Raw genomic sequence first — 17835 nt, 5'->3', positions numbered from 1 at the left:
GCCTATTGCCAGCCGCCGCCCAGCGCCCGATACAGGTCCACCAGCGCCAGCGATACCGCCGCCTCGGTGGCCACGCGTGACTGGTCGTTGGCCAGCACCGCGTTCTGCGCGCTGAGCACATTGACGAAGTCCGACGCACCCTCGGCATAACGGCGCTGGGCATGCAGCAGCGCCTGGCGCGCGCTGGCCGACGCGCGTTCCAGGCTGGTCCGCGCCTGCTGCTGGCTACGATAGGCCGTCATGGCATTGTCGACATCGTGCCAGGCGCCGAGCACGGTTTTCTGGAATGCCAGCGCTGCCTCCTGGGCCTGCGCCTCGCGCAGCCGCAGCCGGCCGCGCAGCTTGCCGCCCTCGAAGAGAGGGATCTGCAGCGCCGGGCCCACGCCGAAGATGCCGGCGCGGTCGGTGTCCAGGTTGCCCAGTTGCAGCGCCTGCAGCCCGATGTTGCCCGACAGGGTGATGCGCGGATAGAAATCGCCCTCGGCCACGCCGATCGCGGCCACGGCGGCATGCAGGCGCGCCTGCGCCTGGCGGATGTCGGGACGCCGCTCGGCCAGCTCGCTGGGCAAGCCCACCGGCACCCGCACCGGACCGCCCGGGATGGGCGCCAGCGTTTCCAGCCGCGCGTGCAGCGCGTGCGGCGGCTGGTCCAGCAACAGCGCCAGGGCGTTCATCAGCTGGTCCACGCGCAGCGCCAGCGGCGGCACGGCCGCCTCGATGGCGGCGGCCTGGGCATCCGCCTGGGACACATCCAGCTCGGTCGCCACGCCTTCGCGTTGCCGCAGCCGCGTGAGCGCAAGATTGCGATTGGCGTTGTCCAGCGTCTGGCGCAGCACCGCCAGCTGGTTCTGGGCGCCGCGCAGCCGGATGTAGTGGCTGGCGGTTTCCGCGCGCACCGACAGCATGACGCCGCGCTGCGCTTCCAGCGCGGCCTGCGACAGCGCGCCGGCCTGTTCGACCTCGCGCTGCACGCGGCCCCACAGGTCCAGTTCCCAGCTGGCATCGACGCCGGTTTGCCACAGGTTGAACGAGGACTTGCCGCCGCGTCCGGACGGATCGGACAGCCCGGCCTCGCTGTTCTGGCCGCGCCGGTAGGAGGCGTTCGCGCCCAGCTTGGGCAAGCCGTCGGCCTCGCTCACGCGCAGCGCCGCGCGGCTTTGCCGCAGCCGCTCGTAGGCGATCAGGATGTCGGGATTGGCGGCGCTGGCTTCGGCCACCAGGGCGCTGAGTTCAGGGTCGCCGAAGCTGTCCCACCAGGCGTCGTTGACAGGCTGGGCCACCGGCGCGCTGGCCGGGCCGCCCGCGCCGGCATCGCGCCATTGCGTCGGCAGTTGCGCCTGAGGCGCCTGGAAGTCCGGTCCCACGGCGCAGCCGCCCAGGCTCAACAGCGCCGAGGTCAGGACCAGGCGCGGTATTTTCAACAGGCTCATTTCGCGGCCTCCGCGAGCAGGGGCATGGTCTCGACCACGGCCTCGACCGACATGCCCGCGCGCAGCGGCGGCGCGCCGGCCGGCGTGGCGTCGAGCACGATCTTGACCGGCAGGCGCTGCGCGATCTTGGTGAAGTTGCCCGTGGCGTTGCTGGGCGCGACCGGCGACAGGCTCAGGCCGGTGGCGGGCGCGATGCTCTGCACGGTGCCGCGCAGCCGCAGGTCGGGATAGGCATCCACGGTGACGGTCGCGGGCTGGCCGGGTCGCATGTGGGTCAGCTGCTTTTCGCGGAAGTTCGCCACCACGTAGGCCTGCTGCAGCGGCACCACGGCCAGGATGGGCGTGCCGGGGGCGACGTAGGCGCCCACGCGCAGCGCGCGGCGTCCGACCACGCCGTCGACCGGCGAAATGATGCGGGTGTGGGACAGGTTGAGTTCGGCGCGGTCGACCAGCGCCTGCGCGCGCAGCACGCCGGCCTGGGCCGCCTCGTGCTGCGCGGCCAGCACGTCCTGCTGCTTGCGCGTGGCCTGGAGGATGGCCTGGTGTTCGGCCTGGCGCGCCTGGGTCATGTCCAGGCGGCTGCGGGCCTGCTCATAGGCCTGGCGCGTGCCGGCGCCCTCGCTCGCCAGGTTGCGGTGGCGCTGGACTTCGCTCTCGGCGAAGCGCAGGTCGGCGGCGTCGGCCTGCGTGACCGCCAGCGCCTGGCTGATCACCGCCTGATGGCGTTCCAGCGTGGCGTTGGCGTTGACGAGCTGGGCCGAGGCCACGGCCAGGTCGGCGCGGGCCGCGGCCAGGGCGGCCACGTATTCGTGGTCGTCGATGCGGGCCAACAGCTGGCCGGCGGCGACGCTCTGGTTGTCTTCCGCCAGCACTTCCTGGATGAAGCCGGATACCTGGGGCGCGACCACGGTGTGGTCGGCGACGACGGCGGCGTCGTCGGTGGATTCGGTCGGCGACGTGCCCGACCAGGCCCAGCCGGTGTAGGCAAGCAGGCCCAGCGCGCCGGCCAGCGCGGCGCGGGGAAGATGAGGACGGATTGTGGAATAAGTCATGATGTTCTCGATGATCAGGCCGCCGCGCGCGGAGGATAGATGCGCGTCGCGACGAAGGGGATGAGCAGGATGAGCAGCAGGGCCACGGCGGCCATGCACAGGTACAGGTCGGCGGACGTGAGCGCCGTGGCCTGCTCCTGCACGCGGCGCGCCAGCGTGGCCGCGCTTTCTCCATCCGCGCTCAGCGGAAAGCTGCCGAGCTGATCGGCCAGCATGTGGCTGTGATGATGGCGGCGCCAGGTCGTCAGCGCGTCCAGCAGGCCGGTGGCCGCCACCGCGGCGAAACCCTTGATGGTGTTGAACCAGGCCGAGGCGAACGGCCCGTCTTGCGGCGCCAGGCCGCCGGTGGCCAGCATCAGCAGCGGAATGACCGCCATGGGCTGGGCGAAGATCTGCACGGCCTCCAGCGCGTAGAACTGCTCGCGCGACCAGGCCGGCGTCAGCTGCGAGCCCAGCGCGCATGACAGCGCCAGCAGGCCCAGGCCGGCGGCCAGCACCCAGCGGCAGTCGACCCGGCGCAGGTTGCACAGCGCGGCCACCAGCGGCAGCGCGATCAGCTGGGGCAGGCCCATGGCCAGCAGCACCGGCGCGGTTTCCAGTGGCCGGTAGCCGCGCAGCTGCGCCAGGAAGCTCGAAGGGATCAGGATCACGCCCAGCAGCACCACCAGCACGCCGCCCAGCGTGAGCAGCGAGTGGCTGAGGTTGCGGTTGCGCAGCAGCTGGATCTTGAAGAACGGCAGCGGGTGGAACCACTCGTTCAGCAGGAACAGGGCCATCAGCGCGCCGCCGCCGCCCAGCAGCATGCGGATCAGCGGCGAGTTGAGCCAGTCCAGGCGCTCGCCCTGCAGCAGGCCGATGACCAGCATGGCCAGCGCGGGCGCGCCCAGCAGCAGGCCGCGCCAGTCGAACACGCGCAAGCGCTCCAGCTTGAGCGGGTCCTGCGGCAGGCCGCGCCAGACCATGACAGCCGCCACGGCGGCGGGCGGAATCACCAGCCAGAAGGTCCAGCGCCAGCCCAGCGTCTCGGTGCAGAACGCGGCCAGCGGAATGCCCAGGCTGGGCGCGAAGGTGGCGGTCAGGGCATAGCCGCCCAGGCCATAGAGCTTGATGTTGGCGGGCAGGAAGCGCAGCGCCACCGTCATCAGCATCGGCGGCAGGGCGCCGCCGGCCAGGCCTTGCAGCGTGCGCAATGCGAGCAGGGTCGGATAGTCGCGCGCGAACGGGCTGAGCGCGCCGAAGACGGCGAAGGCGACCAGCATCGCGGTGGTGAAGCGACGCAGCGAGAACGTCACCGAGCACCACGGAGCGAACGCCATGGCGCAGACCGAGGCGGCCGCGTAGACGGCGACGAACCAGGTGCCCTGGTCATAGCCGATGCCAAGGGCGCCGCGGATGTCGGCCAGCGCCATCTTGGTGACGTTTTCGTTCAGGCCGGCCAGGATCACGGCCAGCAGCACGCCGACCAGACCGGTCAGGATGCGTGCGCCAAATGCGGCGGCCGGGGGAGCGGCGGCCGCAGGCGCTTGGGGCGGGAAGGGAGCGGTCGCGGCGGTCATGCTTGCCTCGCGCCAGGAGTAGGGAATGAAGACATGGGTATCGCGTACTTGCAGAAAACAGCCCCAAGTCTAGGCAGGCTCGCGTTTCGGAAAAACCGGTCGCGGCGCAGCCCTGGCTTGCGCGCCGTGCAAGTGTGGGCGGATTCGCGCCATGCGCCGGGCGGCAGTTGCGTCGCGTGCAATCCTGGCTTGCGCGTGGCGGGATTTATCGGCCGGCGGCCTCGCGCCAATATGGCGGCACGCAAACCAACGCAAAGGATTTCCATGCAAACCCTAAGACTCTCCGCCCTGACCCTATGCCTGGCCTTCGTCGCCGGCGCCGCCCACGCCGAGGGCAAGACCCGCGAGCAAGTGCGCGCCGAGCTGATGGAAGCCAAGGCCGCCGGACTGGTCACCTATGGCGAACAGCAATATCCCGTCGACGTGCCCGACAACGCCGTCAAGACGCGCCAGCAGGTGCTGGAAGAACGCGACGCCGCCCGCGCCGCCGGCCAGATCACGCGCGGCGAACTGGACTATCCGCCCGTCGCCCGGGAGGCCGCCGGCAAGACCCGCGAACAGGTCATCGCCGAAATGCGCCAGGCCCGCGCCCAGGGCCTGATGAAGTCGGGCGAACTCGACTATCCGCCCACCGGCCATTGATGGTTTTCACCGCCAGACTCCCATAGGCATACACACACCATGATGAAGAAAATCGCTTTCGCCGCCATCGGGGCGGGCCTGGCCGGATCCGCGTTGGCCGCCGACACGAGCGTCACGCTGTACGGCTTGCTCGACATGGGCCTGGGCTATGAGCGCGTGCGCGCGCCCGGCTTCAAGCAAAACCGCATAGGCACCGTGCAGGGCGTGAACAGCGGCTCGCGTTTCGGCCTGCGTGGCGCCGAGGACCTGGGCGATGGCCTGCGCGCGATCTTCACCCTGGAAGGCGGCATCACGCCCCTGAACGGCAAGTCCGGCCAGAGCGGCCGCCTGTTCGGGCGCCAGGCCACCGTGGGCCTGGCGGATGACAGCTGGGGACAACTCGAATTCGGCCGCCAGGCCAACCTGGCGTCCAAGTACTTCAGCGGTCCGATCGATCCGTTCAGCGGCTCGTTCAACCTGGCCAACATGGGCACCACGTTCAGCGCGACGAACACCCTGCGCTATGACAACCTGGTGCTGTACCAATCGCCAGATTGGTCGGGCTTCCAGTTCGGCGTGGGCTACTCGTTCAACGCCGACGACACCCGCGCGCCGGCCACGGGCCAGAAGACGGGCTTCGCCACCGGCGACAACAATCGCGCGCTGACCACCGGCCTGCGCTACGCCAACGGCCCGCTCGCGCTGGTCGCCACCTATGATCGCTTCAATCCGACCAATGCCGCGGAAGGCGGGAAATCTCCCACGCGCATCCAGGAAACCATCATCGGCGGCGCCTACGATTTCGAGGTCGTGAAGCTGGGCGCTGCCATCGGACAGACCCGCGGCGGCTGGCTGCAAGGCGCGACGATGGGCGTGTCGCCCGACACCAAGGGCTACCGCAACGCCGATACGTTCAAGCTGGCCCACGGCTTTCGCGCTGATTCGTATACGGTCAACGCGACCGTGCCGCTGGGCAAGAGCAAGCTGATGGTGTCATGGCAGATGGCCCGCCCCAACGGCAGCGCCCTGACGGGCGACGACGCGAACACGCAGGTGTACAGCGCCGCCTATACCTATGATTTCACCAAGCGCACCAACCTGTACGCCTATGTCGCCTACGCGGACAATTTCTCGTTCCGGCGTGACGTGACGGACACCGCCGTGGCCATGGGTATCCGGCATCGCTTCTAGGCGCGACGCGCGGGGGCGGCCTGGTTTCGGGTCGCCGCCAGCCGCGCGGCCAGGCCCAGCCGCTCCAGCCCTGCCGCCATCTCGGTGGACCAGGGCCGCGCGACGTTCAGGCGCAGGCAATGACCGTGCTTGCCCGCGGCCGAGAACAGGGCGCCGGGCGTGTAGGCGATGCCTTGTGACACCGCATCGCGCAGCAGCGCCAGGGTGTCGGCCGGCTCGGGCAGTTCCAGCCACAGCCACCAGCCGCCTTCGGGACCCAGCACCCGCGTGCCCTGGGGAAAATGCCGCTGCGCGCAGGCGCGTGCCGAGGCGGCGGCCTGCGCCAGCTGCGTCCGCAGCCGGCGCAGGTGCGCCGGCAGGCGGCCCGACTTCATGTAGTCGGCCAACACCTGTTGTTCCAGCAGCGGCGCGGCCAGCGAGCTGCCGATCTTCAGGGATTCCAGCTGGCGCTGGTGGCGTCCGCCCAGCACCCAGCCCAGGCGAAAGCCCGGCGCCATGCTCTTGCTGCACGATCCGCAATAGATGACCCGGCCGTCGCGATCCCAGGCCTTCACGGCCGGCGGCCGTTCCGCCGCGCTGCCCAGGTCGCCGAAGACGTCGTCTTCGATCAAGGCGATGCCGTGGCGCTGCACGATCTTCAACAGGCGGCGCTTGGCCGCCTCGGACATGCAGGCACCCAGCGGATTCTGGAACGACGGCATGGCCACCACGGCGCGCACGCCGCCGTGATGCTCCAGTGCATATTCCAGCGCTTCCAGGCTCATGCCCTGGCCGGGCACGCAGGGAACCTCCAGCGCGCGCAGGCCCAGGTGTTCGATGGTCTGGAGCAGGCCGAAGTACACGGGCGATTCGACGATGACGGTATCGCCGGGCCGGGCCACGGCCCGCAGCGCGATCTGCATGGCCTCGGTGGCGCCGTTGGTGATGAGCAGGTCTCGCGGATCCGCGTCGATGCCGCAGGCGGCCAGATGGCGCAACACTTCATGCTTGAACGCGGGCAGGCCGGTGCCGGACGGATAGGCGCCCAGCAGACGCGGATTCTCGCGCAGCAGGCGCTGCGCGATGCGCGCCAGGGTTTCGCAGGGATACCACTCGGGTGCGGCGCTGGCCAGGTGCAGGGCCAGCGGCAACGGCTGGGCCGTCAGCGCGTAGAGCTGGGTCATTCGGTGCTGCAGCGAGGCCAGCATGTCGTACTCGACGCCGGCCGGTGCGGGCGGCGGCGCGGTCTCGGGCGCGACGCGCGCCTGTCGCAGCGCCTTCCAGTCCGCGACGTACATGCCGGACTTGTAGCGCGCCTGCGCATAGCCCTCGTGTTCCAGCAGCCGGTAGCAGCGCGTGGCGGTGGAGACGCTGACGCCTTGCGCGGCGGCCAGTTCGCGCACGGAGGGCAGGCGGTCGCCCACGCGGTATTCGTGGGTGCGGATGGCGGCCTTGATATGGTCCGCCAGGACGGCATAACTGTGCTGCATGACAGATATGGAAATGAATGATCTGTGCAGCATAGCCCAAGCGTGGTCTGTCGCGCCTGGGCGCATGGCAACGGCGCATCATGCCGTTCACGCAACCCTTTGCAGGAATCCCCCCGCCATGCATGCAGACAATTTCTCCCTGGCCCGCTACTTCGACCGTATCGGCTACGCCGGCCCGGCCCACGCCGACCTGGCCACCGTGTCCGAACTGATGCGGCGCCAGTTGTACACCGTGCCGTTCGAAAACCTGGACGTGCAGGCCGGGCTGGGCGTGTCGCTGGCGCCCGAGGACATCGCCGACAAGATCCTGGCACGCGGCAGGGGCGGCTACTGCTACGAGGTCAACGGCCTGTTCTGCATGGCCATGCAGGCGCTGGGCGTGCCGTATCGCTATGTGGCGGCGCGGCCGATGTTCTATCCCGCGCGTCGTCCCCGCACCCACATGGCGCTGGTGCTGCGGCTGGACGGCCAGGACTGGCTGTGCGACCTGGGCTTTGGCAGCTACGGCATCCGCGCGCCCATGAGCCTGGCGGAGCTGGACACCGACATCCGCCAGGATATGGATCGTTTCATGCTGAGCCGCGAGGCGGACGGGGTCTACGTGCTCAAGGCCTGGCGCGATGGCGGCTGGCAGAACCAGTACGGTTTCGACCTGTCGCCGCAGGAATGGATCGATTTCACGCCCGCGAACTATCTGAATTCGAACCATCCCGACGCGATCTTCGTGCAGAAGCGCGTGGTGGTGCTGCACAGTGAGCGTGGCCGCGCGATCCTGGTCGGCAACACGCTCAAGCTGGTCGACGAGACCGGCACGGTCGAGTCCGAGCTGGACGACGGCGCTGTGGCGCAAGCGCTGCGCGAGCGCTTCGGCCTGGCGTCGGCCTGAGGCCGCTCAGTCGAACACGCCGGACAGCACGTCGGCGACCACCGAGGTGGCGATGGCCACCAGGATCAGGTCGCTGCCGGCCACGCGCCATTCGTAGCCAGGGTGCACGGGCAGGCGCGCCAGCATGGCGCCCGGCACCATTTTCTTGGCGATGCCGGGAGGCATCGGCTTGCCGCGAGCCAGGTTCTTGCGGATGCCGGGCGGCAGCGAGCCGTAGCCGGTCGCGCCGGCCTGCACGGCGTAGCCGCGCGCCGTGGAGATGCTGATGCCGGCCGTGCTCAGCGTGACGCTGACCGAGCCGTCCGAATCGCGGTTGTCCTTGTTCTTGCCGTGACCCTGTCCGGCGTGATCGGGCTTGCCCTTGCCTTCGGGCGGCGCGGCATGCGCCGGGGCGGCGAGCACCAAGGCGGCGGCCAATATGGCACAGGACAAAGAGGCGGAACGGAACATGGCGTTGGTCCTTTGGGGTGGCATGCTGCGCTCAGCGTAGCGCCGCGCGGCCAACCATGCCACAGCTCGTCTCGGATTACTCTTAAAAATGGCGACAATCCGTGTCCTTGCAACGTCCCGGCCAGCTTTGGCGGATGAGCAGGCTAGAATGCCTTGCTTTTTTCCGGGAGGACGCACGATGAGGTATTTCCTGATCCTGGTAGGGGCCGCCGTAGTCGCCTACCTGCTCGCGCGGGGCATCGCCGCGGTCCTTTCCGACCGCAAACGTTCCAAGAAAGAGAGGGATTGAAATGAAGCCTGCGGATCTGCAGATCATCAAGGCGGCCAAGCCGCGCAGCCTGGCAGTGGCCATCGGCACCGGACTGTTGTTCGTGCTGATCCTGTTCCTGGCTTTCGGCTCATGGTTCCAGGTGGACCAGGGCGAGCGCGGCGTGGTGCTGCGCAACGGCAAGCTGGTGCGCGTGGCCGAGCCCGGCCTGGATTTCAAGACGCCTTTCATCGACAACGTGTCGGTGGTGTCGGTGCGCGACCATACCTTCGTGTTCGAGAACCTGGAAGCCTACAGTTACGACCAGCAGCCCGCGACGCTGCGCGTGTCGGTCACGTACCGCGTGCCGGCCGAGCGCGTGGCGGAACTCTATTCCGAGTACGGCACCATCAACAATCTGCAGGGACGCGTGCTGGAGCGCAAGACGCCCGACGCCGTCAAGAACGTGTTCGGCCGCTTCACCGCCGTGCGGGCCATCCAGGAACGCCAGAAGCTGGGCCTGGACGTGAACACCGCCGTGGTGGAAGCCATGGACGGCGCGCCGGTGCAGGTGGTGGGCGTGCAGATCGAGGAAGTCGGCTTCTCGAAGGCCTACGAGCATTCGATCGAGCAGCGCATGCTGGCCCAGGTGCAGATCGAGACCACGCGCCAGCAAAAGGAAACCGCCGTCATCAATGCCGAGATCCAGGTGGTCAAGGCCAAGGCCGAGGCCGATGCGCGGCGCCAGCAGTTCACCGCCGAGGCCGACGGCATCCGTTTGCGCGGCGAGGCCGAGGCGGCGGCGATCCGCGCCAAGGCCGAGGCCCTGGCCGCCAACACCAATCTGGTCGGCCTGAACGCCGTCGAGAAATGGGATGGCGTGTTGCCCACCACGCAGGTGCCGGGCGCGGCGCTGCCCTTCATCGGCATCAAGTAATCGCGCTGTCGGCGGCCTCGCGCCGCCGGGCGTAGTCCATCAGCCCGGGGCCGGGCAGCGCCTTGCTGAAGTACCAGCCCTGCACGATGATTTCGGCGCTCGATTCGAGCGCCGAAATTTCCTTGTCAGTCTCCACGCCCTCCACCACGATCTGCAGGTTCAGCGCCTCGCAGAATCGCAGCAGGCCGCTCATGACCAGCGCACCGCGTTCGCTGCTTTGCGCCTGCACGAAGCTGCGGTCGATCTTGACCGCGTCGATGCGGAACTGGTGCAGGTAGCTGAGCGCCGAGTAGCCGGTGCCGAAATCGTCGATGTAGATGCGCGCGCCGATCTGGCGCAGACGGTCGAAGGCCATGTGCAGTGCCTCGGCGTCCTCGACCAGCGCGTCCTCGGTCAATTCCACCGACACCTGCCCGCCGGCCTGCGCCAGCACGCCGATCAGCTTTTCCAGGTGGGGAGTGGACGTCAGGGTACCGCTGGTGACGTTGATCGTCATGGGCAGCGCGAAGCCCTGCGCGCGCCAGCTCTGGCATTGCACCACCGCCTGCCGGGCCACCCAGAGGTCGACGTCGCGCATCAGGCCGGCCTGGGCCAGGCCGCGCAGGAATTCCAGCGGCGCCTGTTGCCGGCCTTCGGGGCCGGTGGCGCGCAACAGCGCTTCGCAGCCGGTGCAGCGTCCGCTGCGCAACGAGACCTGCGGCTGGTATTCCAGATAGAAGTCATACTCGCTGATAGCGCGGATGCGGGTGATCTCGGCGCTGCGGCGCGCGCGGTCCGCGTAGGTGTTGATCAGCGGATCGTGCACGTAGAGCAGCGATTCGTCCTGCAGGCGCGGGAAGGTGGTGTCCAGCGATTTGAAGTACACGGTGGCGTCGGCCAGCTGCCGGCGTTCCAGCGCCAGCACGAAGGGCGTGTAGAGGCATACGCCCAGCGCCAGCAGTCCCAGTTGCAGCACGATGCCGCCCAGGTGGCCGCCGGTGCTCAGGTAGGCGTTGACCAGCACGGGAGAGGTCAGCGGCAGTGTCACGGCTGCCGGAGGCAGCCAACCCAGCTGCACCACCGCCAGCGCGATCAGCGTGTTGCAGACCGGCGCCAGCATGAAAGGGATCAGCAGCCGGGGGTTGAGGATCAGCGGCAGGCCGAACAGCAGAATCTCGTTCACGTTCAGCAGCGAGGCCGGGACGCTGGCGACGGCCAGCATGCGCAGCGATTCCGTACGCGAGAACAACAGGATGGAGACCGCCAGCGACAGTGTCGCGCCGGCGCCGCCGATGAAGGTGAACGCGCCCATCAGGCTGCTGTTCAGCGCGTACACGCCTTCGTAGCCGGCGGCGTTGATGGCGGCGTTCAGGTAGGCGGCCTGGTCCAGCACGTCCATGATCGGCGCCAGCGCGTGGTAGCCGTGTATGCCGAAGAACCAGAGCAGCGAGTTCAGCGCCGAGATCAGCGCGCCGGTGGCATAGGGGTTCTGCAGCGAGGTCAGGCTGACGGGAATGCTGAACTGCGCCACGCCCGGAATGCTGAGCAGGGCGGACAGCGCGCCGATGAGCACGGCCGCGGTGAGGATGCCGGGCACGACCATGTTCAGCGTCTCGCGCACGTTCTCGCCGGTGAGGCCATCGGGCGCGAGCCGCGTCCAGCGGAACCGGTGCAGCCAGGATAGCAGCGGCACCGCGGCCAGCGGCGAGATGATGGCCACGAACAGAGTCAGCGTGGAGGCCGCCAGCGGATGGGCGGCCAGCAGTGTTTCGGCCACGGCCACGTAGGACAGGCACAGGAAGGCGGTGGGCAGGTGCGGCACGCGATGCCGGATCGACAGCATGTAGCCGATGGCCGCGGCCACCAGCATGGGCATGATGCCGGTGAGCTTCTGGTGGACCGAGGTCAGCAGTTCGGTGGCCGGTTCGGGCAGGCCGGCCTGGCGCGCCAGCACGGACAGGACCAGGAACAGCGCCGACACCAGCAGGCAGGGCAGGGTCCATAGCAGCCCTTCGCGGATGGCGCGCAGGGCGTTGGCGCTCGCGAGCAAGGCCAGTCGATCTTTCCGGTAGAGCGAGAGGATTGCTTTCAGCATTGTCGGTATGCCCAGATTGCCCAAGGTCTTTGGGGCAGAGCCTCCCCGCGCTTTGTAAGAATCCTTGTCGAATCCTAGCGCCTGCGGTCGGGCTTTAGCAATCCGGCCCGAAAATGTGGGCACTAGGGGATTCCCCTCTGTCAAGAATTGCAAAGCAGGCGCATCTTGCAGTGGCGGGGCCTGGACCGCGCTATACCATCGGCCCATGTCCCGCCGCGGCTCGCGGGCCGCGGCGCAGGCACGACAAGCTTCAAGCGGGAGGAGACACGGATGTCTCAGGGCAATTGGATGTCAGGCGATACCGCGCCGGAACGACAGGGATACTACGAAGCGCGGTATGACACGGGGCTGGTCGCCGTGACGTTGTACAGTGTGCTGGGCTGGCTGCCGACCCGCACGCCGGGGAACATGGTCGGCTGGCGGCCGCTGCCGCCGGGTGCCGAGAAGGAAGAGGCCGAACGGCATCTGCAGGAATTGCGCACCGCGCAGGCGCACATGCCGCTGGATGACTAGGACGAGTCCGAGGTCTGCGCCGGTCGCAGTTGCCCGTCGACGCGCCGATGGGCATGACGCGCCGGCTGGGGTCGGCGCGCCAGCCCATGACGAGCTGGCAATGCTGCCGGCCTAGCGCAAGGCCGCGTCCAGCGGCGCGAGGGCGGGTCCGATCAGGGCGAGCAGCCTGGCCTTGCCCACGCCATCGCGCGCTTGCACCGACAGGCCGTGCAACACGGCAGCGTAGTAATCGCCCAGGGCCTGTATGTCCGTGCCGGGAGCGAGTTCACCGTCCCGCGCGGCGGCGGCGATGCGGTCGACGATGGACTGCGTGCGCGCCTTGCGATGCGTCGCCAGCCAGCTCATCACCGGCTCGTTGGCGGCCGCGTAGTTGGTCGCGGCGGACACCACCATGCAACCCTGGGGACGGCCGCGCCGCGTGTACGTCAGCACGGCATCGCGCAGCATGTGCTCGACCGCGCTGCGTACGTCGCCCGCCTGCAACGCCTTTTCGGCAAAGGCGCCATCGCCCTCCTCATAGCGCGCCACGGCTTCGCGGAACAGGTCTTCCTTGGATCCGAACGCCGCATACAGCCGCGCCGACGCGAGTCCGGTGGCCGCGACCAGATCGGCCATCGACGTGCCTTCATAGCCGTGCTGCCAGAAGGCGAGCATCGCCTGCTGCAGCGCGAGATCGCGGTCGAATTCCCTGGGTCTGCCTGCCATTGCACTTTTGTCCTGATTGAAATTCCACGCAGTGTACCGCCGCGTCCTGAGGCGCGGTCGATTCAGGCGTGCTTGCGTCACAGATCGATTTTCGTCTATTCTTTGTCGTTCGACAAACAATTAGGGCGAGCCGGGAGACGGCAAGCCGAAGGCAGATTCATCATGCAAACCCTCAAAGGCCCGAGCATCCACCTCGCGCAATTCAGCGGCGCCGACGCGCCGTTCAACAGCCTGCCCGCCGTCGCCGAATGGGCGGCGGGCCTGGGCTTCAAGGCCCTGCAGGTGCCGGCCTGGGACCAGCGCTTCTTCGACGTGGAACTGGCCGCGTCCAGCCAGGACTATTGCGACGAGATCACCGGCATGCTGGCCGGCCACGGCCTAGTCATCAGCGAACTGACCACGCACATCTTCGGCCAGCTGCTGGCCGTGCATCCGGCCTACGACGCGATGTTCGACACCTTCGCGCCGGCGCAGGTCCGCGGCAATCCGGCGGCGCGCACAGAATGGGCCAGGCGCAACCTGCTGCTGGCGGCGCGCGCGTCGCGCCGGCTGGGCCTGACCGAGATGGGCACGTTCTCGGGCTCCTTCGCCTGGCCCTACCTGTTCCCGTTTCCACAGCGGCCGGAGGGATTGATCGAGACCGCGTTCGACGAACTGGCGCGGCGCTGGCTGCCGGTGCTGGATGCCTGCGACGAGCAGGACGTGAATCTGTGCTTCGAAATCCATCCCAGCGAAGACCTGCACGACGGCATCAGCTTCGAGATGTTCCACGAGCGCGTGGCCGGGCACGCGCGCTGCGGCATCCTGTTCGATCCCAGCCATTTCGTGCTGCAGCAGCTCAACTACCTGGACTACCTGGACATCTACAAGGATCACATCCGCATGTTCCATGTGAAGGACGCCGAGTTCAATCCGACCGGACGCCAGGGCATCTATGGCGGCTATCAATCCTGGGCCGACCGCGCCGGCCGCTTCCGCTCGCTGGGCGACGGCCAGGTGGATTTCAAGTCCATCTTCTCCAAGCTCGCGCAGCACGGCTATCAAGGCTGGGCCGCGCTGGAGTGGGAATGCTGCCTGAAGGACCAGGAGGCCGGCGCGCGCGAAGGCGCGGCTTTCATCAAGCAACACATCATTCCGGTCACGGACAAGGTGTTCGACGATTTCGCCGGCGCCGCCATCAGCCAGGCCCAGATCAACGCGCTGCTGGGCATCGCCTGAGCGGGCAGGAACACAGACCATGACGAACTTCCATCAAGACATCCCCTCCGCCGGCGCGGAGTTCGCCCATCGCTACGTGATGGTGAACGGCGCGCGGCTGCATTGCGCCATCGCCGGCGACGGCGCGCCGGTGCTGCTGGTGCCCGGCTGGCCGCAAACGTGGTTCACCTGGCGCCACGTCATGCGCGCGCTGGCGGGGCAGGGCTACATGGCCATCGCCGTGGACCCGCCGGGCACGGGCGATTCGGATCGTCCGGCCGCCGGCTATGACACGGGCGCCGTGGCGGCCACGCTGCATCAGCTGATGCGGCAGCTGGGCCATGCGCGCTATCAGGTCGTGGGCCACGACATCGGCATGTGGGTGGCCTATGCGCTGGCCAGCGACTTCCCGGACGCCGTCTCGCGGCTGGCGCTGACCGAGGCGGTGATCCCGGGCCTGGCGCCCGAACCCACGATCTTCGCGCCGCCGGACCAGAACATCTTCCTGTGGCACTTCATGTTCAACCGGCTGCCCGACCTGCCGGAAGCGCTGATCGCCGGTCGCGAGCAGGCCTACCTGACCTATATGTTCGACAAGTGGTCGCACCGCCGCGACCGCGTGGCGGCGCAGGTCTATATCGACGCCTATGCGGCGCCGGGCGGACTGCGCGCGGGCTTCTCGTACTACCGGGCGATTCCGGAAACGGTGCGGCAGAACGTCGAGCGCGCCCGGCGCAAGCTGGCCATGCCGGTGCTGGCCATCGGCGCCGAGCATGCCACCCGCGACGCGCCGCTGATCACCATGCGCGAGAATGCGGTGGATGTGCGCGGCGCCATCATTCCCGACTGCGGCCACTTCGTCACGGAAGAATGCCCGGACGAGTTCCTGGCGCAGCTGTTGCCGTTCCTGTCGCGGGAGAGCTGAGCATGGCGCTGGATCCGAAGATCGATGCCTACCTGGCGCGGCTGTCCTCGACCGCCACGCCGATGTCCCTGGCGGAAATGCGCGCGGCCACCGAGACCAGCCTGGGCGCGCTGCACGGCCCGCTGGAAGACGTGGCCGACGTGCGCACCTACCTGGCGCCGGGCCACGACGGCACGCCCCTGCGCGTGCGCGCTTACACGCCGGCGGGCGCGCCGCCCGGCGCCGTGCTGCCGGCGCTGGTGTATGCGCATGGCGGAGGCTGGTTCCTGTGCTCGCTGGAACTCTATGACAACCCGTGCCGCGCGCTGGCCAATGCCACCGGCTGCATGGTGCTGTCCGTGGACTACCGGCTGGCGCCGGAGCACAAGTTCCCGGTGCCGGTCGAGGACTTCTATTGCGCGCTGCGCTGGGTCTGCGAGCAGGCCGGCATGCTGGGCGTGGATCCGGCGCGCATCGCGGTGGGCGGCGACAGCGCCGGCGGCAACCTGGCGGCGGCCGCCGCCATCATGGCGCGCGACCGTGGCGGCCCCAGGATCGCGCACCAGCTGCTGTGCTATCCCGTGTTGGACCATTCCTTCAGCACCGATTCGTATCGCGCCTATGGGCAGAATTTCTTCCTGACGGAAGAGACGATGCGCTACTGCTGGTTCACCTACCTGCTCAACGAGCAGGACGGCGGCTCGCCCTACGCATCGCCGCTGCGCGCGGCGGACCTGACGGGCCTGCCGCCGGCGACCGTGCTGGTATGCGAGTACGACCCGCTGCGCGACGAGGGCGAGGCCTATGCGCGCCGGCTGCGCGAGGCCGGGGTCGATGCGTGCGACCATCGCCTGCCGGGCATGGTCCATGCGTGCATCCACATGCTGGGCTTGACGCCGGCGGCGCGGCATCTGTTCGAACTGGCGGGCGGCGCGCTGCGCGCCGCCTTTGAGTCCGAGCCGCAAGCGGCCTAGGCGGACGCGTCTCCAGTGGCTTGCCGGCAGCGCACGGCCAGGGCCTGCCGGGTGATGACGATCACCACATCCGTGCGTGGCGCCACGGCGTCCGGATCGGCGACTTGTTCCAGATGGAAGGAGTCGTCATGTTCCAGCAGCGCGTACAGTTCATCGGGAGCGAGCAGGTCGTGGAAACAAGTGCGCGGCTGGCCGTGCAGTATGCTTGTTGACTTGTTCATCCGTATCCTTCGCGAAGCAATGACAGACTTCCCTTTTGACGCCGTGCTGTTCGACTGCGACGGCGTGCTGGTCGATTCCGAACCCATCACCAGCCGCGTGCTGGCGGGCATGCTGACCGAGCTGGGCTGGGCCATCAGCACCGAAGAGACCATGCGCATTTTTACCGGAAAGGCGGTGCGCGATGAAGTGGCGCTGATCGAGGAGCGCACCGGGGCGCGCCTCAGCGAAGCCTGGCTGGCCGAGTTCCGTGAGCGCCGCAACCAGGCGCTGGACCGCGATCTGGTCGAGATCCCGGGCGCGCCCGACGCGGTGCGCGCGCTGCACGGCATCCTTGATGGGCGCATCGCCGTGGCGTCCGGCGCCGATCGCCGCAAGGTCGAGTTCCAGCTGGCCAAGGTCGGCATCGCCGACTGCTTCGACGGCCGCGTGTTCAGCGGTCATGAAATGCCGCGCAGCAAGCCCTTCCCGGATGTGTACCTGGCGGCGGCCGAGTCGCTGGGCGCGGATCCGCGCCGCTGCGCGGTGGTCGAGGACACCGTCACCGGCGCCACCGCCGGCGTGGCGGCGGGCGCCACGGTGTTCGGCTACAGTCCGGGCGGCCTGGGCCATAGCGGCGCCGACGCGCTGCGCTCTGTGGGCGTGGCGCGCGTCTTCACCGACATGCGCGACCTGCCCGGCCTGCTGGCTGACTGGACCGGCCACCATCTGGGCTGAGCCCGGATCCGTCTCGGCCAGGACGCGCCGGGTTCAACCGGCGTATTGCTCGCCGCCGTCCAGGTCGATGACCGTGCCGCTCAGGTAGCCGGCGCGCGGCGAGGCGCAGAACGCCAGCATGTCGGCCACTTCGCCGGGTTCCATCAGGCGGCCGAACGGCAGGCCCGACAGCGTTTCCTGCCAGCGCGTTTCGTCACCCCAGCGCGCCTGGGCGCGCTGGCGCGCCAGCGTGAGTACGCGGTCGGTGCGCGTGCGCGAGGGATTCAGGCCGAAGACGCGCACGCCGTGGCGCGGAGCCTCGCCGCCCAGCGCGCGGGTGAAGGCGATCAGCGAGGCATTGGCCGCGGCGCCGCAGATATAGTCGGCGCGCGGCGCCGAGCCGGCCATGCCGATCACGTTGGCGATCACGCCGGCGCCGGCCTCGCGCATCAGCGGGTAGTACAGGCGCGCCAGCCGGATATAGCCGTGCACTTTCAGTTCCCAGCCCGCGAGCCAGCGTTCGTCGTCCACCTGATCCAGTGCGCCGCCGGGCACGGCGCCGGCATTGTTGACCAGGATGTCGACGGGGCCTGCCTGGCGCAGCAGTTCCTGCGGCGCGTCGGCGCGTCCCAGGTCCAGCGCCACGCAGGCGGCGGGCATGCCGGTCTGGGCGGAGACCGCGTCGGGGGGGGGGGGGGGGGGGGGCGGGGGGGG

Annotated in this window: 18 protein-coding genes; 9 read left to right on the top strand and 9 right to left on the bottom strand. The window is 68.9% G+C overall.

Going from position 1 to position 17835, the window contains the following annotated elements; all coding sequences use genetic code 11:
* Positions 1 to 2 precede the first annotated feature (2 nt).
* The 3 genes from ACEU5R_RS16980 to ACEU5R_RS16970 are packed head-to-tail and all read right to left on the bottom strand — an operon-like array spanning position 3 to position 4038.
* A complete protein-coding gene (locus ACEU5R_RS16980) occupies positions 3 to 1430 on the bottom strand; it encodes an efflux transporter outer membrane subunit (protein WP_103276024.1) in 1428 nt (475 codons plus the stop codon).
* Entirely contained in the window at positions 1427 to 2482 is a 1056-nt protein-coding gene (locus tag ACEU5R_RS16975) for an HlyD family secretion protein (protein ID WP_392410958.1), read from the bottom strand. The genes ACEU5R_RS16980 and ACEU5R_RS16975 overlap by 4 nt, the downstream gene beginning before the upstream one ends.
* Before the next feature lie 14 nt (positions 2483 to 2496).
* A complete protein-coding gene (locus ACEU5R_RS16970; protein ID WP_392410956.1) occupies positions 2497 to 4038 on the bottom strand; it encodes an MFS transporter in 1542 nt (513 codons plus the stop codon).
* A 264-nt stretch (positions 4039 to 4302) separates the two neighbouring features.
* Between ACEU5R_RS16970 and ACEU5R_RS16965 the strand changes: the two genes are divergently transcribed.
* Both ACEU5R_RS16965 and ACEU5R_RS16960 read left to right on the top strand, forming a co-directional pair.
* Positions 4303 to 4680, top strand: a complete 378-nt coding sequence (locus tag ACEU5R_RS16965) for a DUF4148 domain-containing protein (protein WP_103276021.1) — start codon at positions 4303 to 4305, stop codon at positions 4678 to 4680.
* A gap of 39 nt (positions 4681 to 4719) precedes the next feature.
* Positions 4720 to 5850: a porin gene (locus tag ACEU5R_RS16960; RefSeq protein WP_103276020.1), complete on the top strand. Its 1131-nt coding sequence runs from the start codon at positions 4720 to 4722 to the stop codon at positions 5848 to 5850.
* Here ACEU5R_RS16960 and ACEU5R_RS16955 read toward each other — a convergent pair.
* Positions 5847 to 7319: a PLP-dependent aminotransferase family protein gene (locus ACEU5R_RS16955; protein ID WP_392410952.1), complete on the bottom strand. Its 1473-nt coding sequence runs from the start codon at positions 7317 to 7319 to the stop codon at positions 5847 to 5849. The two genes, ACEU5R_RS16960 and ACEU5R_RS16955, sit on opposite strands and share 4 nt — an antisense overlap.
* 118 nt (positions 7320 to 7437) lie before the next feature.
* Between ACEU5R_RS16955 and ACEU5R_RS16950 the strand changes: the two genes are divergently transcribed.
* Positions 7438 to 8205: an arylamine N-acetyltransferase gene (locus ACEU5R_RS16950; RefSeq protein ID WP_392410949.1), complete on the top strand. Its 768-nt coding sequence runs from the start codon at positions 7438 to 7440 to the stop codon at positions 8203 to 8205.
* A gap of 6 nt (positions 8206 to 8211) precedes the next feature.
* On the opposite strand, the gene ACEU5R_RS16945 is transcribed toward ACEU5R_RS16950, so the two are convergent.
* A complete protein-coding gene (locus tag ACEU5R_RS16945) occupies positions 8212 to 8655 on the bottom strand; it encodes an anti-virulence regulator CigR family protein (protein ID WP_392410947.1) in 444 nt (147 codons plus the stop codon).
* Between the two features lie 290 nt (positions 8656 to 8945).
* On the opposite strand from ACEU5R_RS16945, the gene ACEU5R_RS16940 reads away from it, so the two are divergent.
* Positions 8946 to 9839, top strand: coding sequence for a prohibitin family protein (locus tag ACEU5R_RS16940; protein WP_103276016.1), 894 nt, complete (start codon positions 8946 to 8948; stop codon positions 9837 to 9839).
* Here the strand turns inward: ACEU5R_RS16940 and ACEU5R_RS16935 are convergent.
* Positions 9832 to 11913, bottom strand: coding sequence for a PTS sugar transporter subunit IIC/EAL domain-containing protein (locus ACEU5R_RS16935; RefSeq protein WP_103276015.1), 2082 nt, complete (start codon positions 11911 to 11913; stop codon positions 9832 to 9834). The genes ACEU5R_RS16940 and ACEU5R_RS16935 overlap by 8 nt on opposite strands.
* Before the next feature lie 270 nt (positions 11914 to 12183).
* Between ACEU5R_RS16935 and ACEU5R_RS16930 the strand changes: the two genes are divergently transcribed.
* Positions 12184 to 12426, top strand: a complete 243-nt coding sequence (locus ACEU5R_RS16930; RefSeq protein ID WP_103276014.1) for a hypothetical protein — start codon at positions 12184 to 12186, stop codon at positions 12424 to 12426.
* A 111-nt stretch (positions 12427 to 12537) separates the two neighbouring features.
* Here ACEU5R_RS16930 and ACEU5R_RS16925 read toward each other — a convergent pair whose 3' ends face one another.
* Positions 12538 to 13131, bottom strand: a complete 594-nt coding sequence (locus ACEU5R_RS16925) for a TetR/AcrR family transcriptional regulator (protein ID WP_392410944.1) — start codon at positions 13129 to 13131, stop codon at positions 12538 to 12540.
* 162 nt (positions 13132 to 13293) lie between these two features.
* Between ACEU5R_RS16925 and ACEU5R_RS16920 the strand changes: the two genes are divergently transcribed.
* Genes ACEU5R_RS16920 through ACEU5R_RS16910 form a run of 3 tightly spaced genes read left to right on the top strand, consistent with a single transcriptional unit; the run spans position 13294 to position 16206 of the window.
* Positions 13294 to 14349 (top strand): sugar phosphate isomerase/epimerase family protein, encoded by a 1056-nt coding sequence (locus tag ACEU5R_RS16920; protein WP_392410942.1) that lies wholly within the window; start codon positions 13294 to 13296, stop codon positions 14347 to 14349.
* A 19-nt stretch (positions 14350 to 14368) separates the two neighbouring features.
* Positions 14369 to 15253 (top strand): alpha/beta fold hydrolase, encoded by an 885-nt coding sequence (locus ACEU5R_RS16915; protein WP_392410940.1) that lies wholly within the window; start codon positions 14369 to 14371, stop codon positions 15251 to 15253.
* Positions 15254 to 15255: 2 nt separating this feature from the next.
* Entirely contained in the window at positions 15256 to 16206 is a 951-nt protein-coding gene (locus ACEU5R_RS16910) for an alpha/beta hydrolase (protein WP_392410938.1), read from the top strand.
* Here the strand turns inward: ACEU5R_RS16910 and ACEU5R_RS16905 are convergent.
* A complete protein-coding gene (locus tag ACEU5R_RS16905; RefSeq protein WP_392410935.1) occupies positions 16203 to 16427 on the bottom strand; it encodes a hypothetical protein in 225 nt (74 codons plus the stop codon). The two genes, ACEU5R_RS16910 and ACEU5R_RS16905, sit on opposite strands and share 4 nt — an antisense overlap.
* Positions 16428 to 16446: 19 nt before the next feature.
* Here ACEU5R_RS16905 and ACEU5R_RS16900 point away from each other — a divergent pair, with 19 nt between their 5' ends.
* Positions 16447 to 17142 (top strand): HAD family hydrolase, encoded by a 696-nt coding sequence (locus tag ACEU5R_RS16900; RefSeq protein ID WP_392410934.1) that lies wholly within the window; start codon positions 16447 to 16449, stop codon positions 17140 to 17142.
* 33 nt (positions 17143 to 17175) lie between these two features.
* Here ACEU5R_RS16900 and ACEU5R_RS16895 read toward each other — a convergent pair.
* On the bottom strand, positions 17176 to 17835 hold a 660-nt coding region (locus ACEU5R_RS16895; RefSeq protein ID WP_392410933.1), incomplete at its 5' end, for a short-chain dehydrogenase/reductase.

The organism is Achromobacter sp. 413638 (genome assembly GCF_043119405.1).
Taxonomy (GTDB): domain Bacteria; phylum Pseudomonadota; class Gammaproteobacteria; order Burkholderiales; family Burkholderiaceae_B; genus Achromobacter.
The sequence above is the reverse complement of the archived record's forward strand: the minus strand, read 5'-3'. Positions and strand labels throughout refer to the sequence as shown.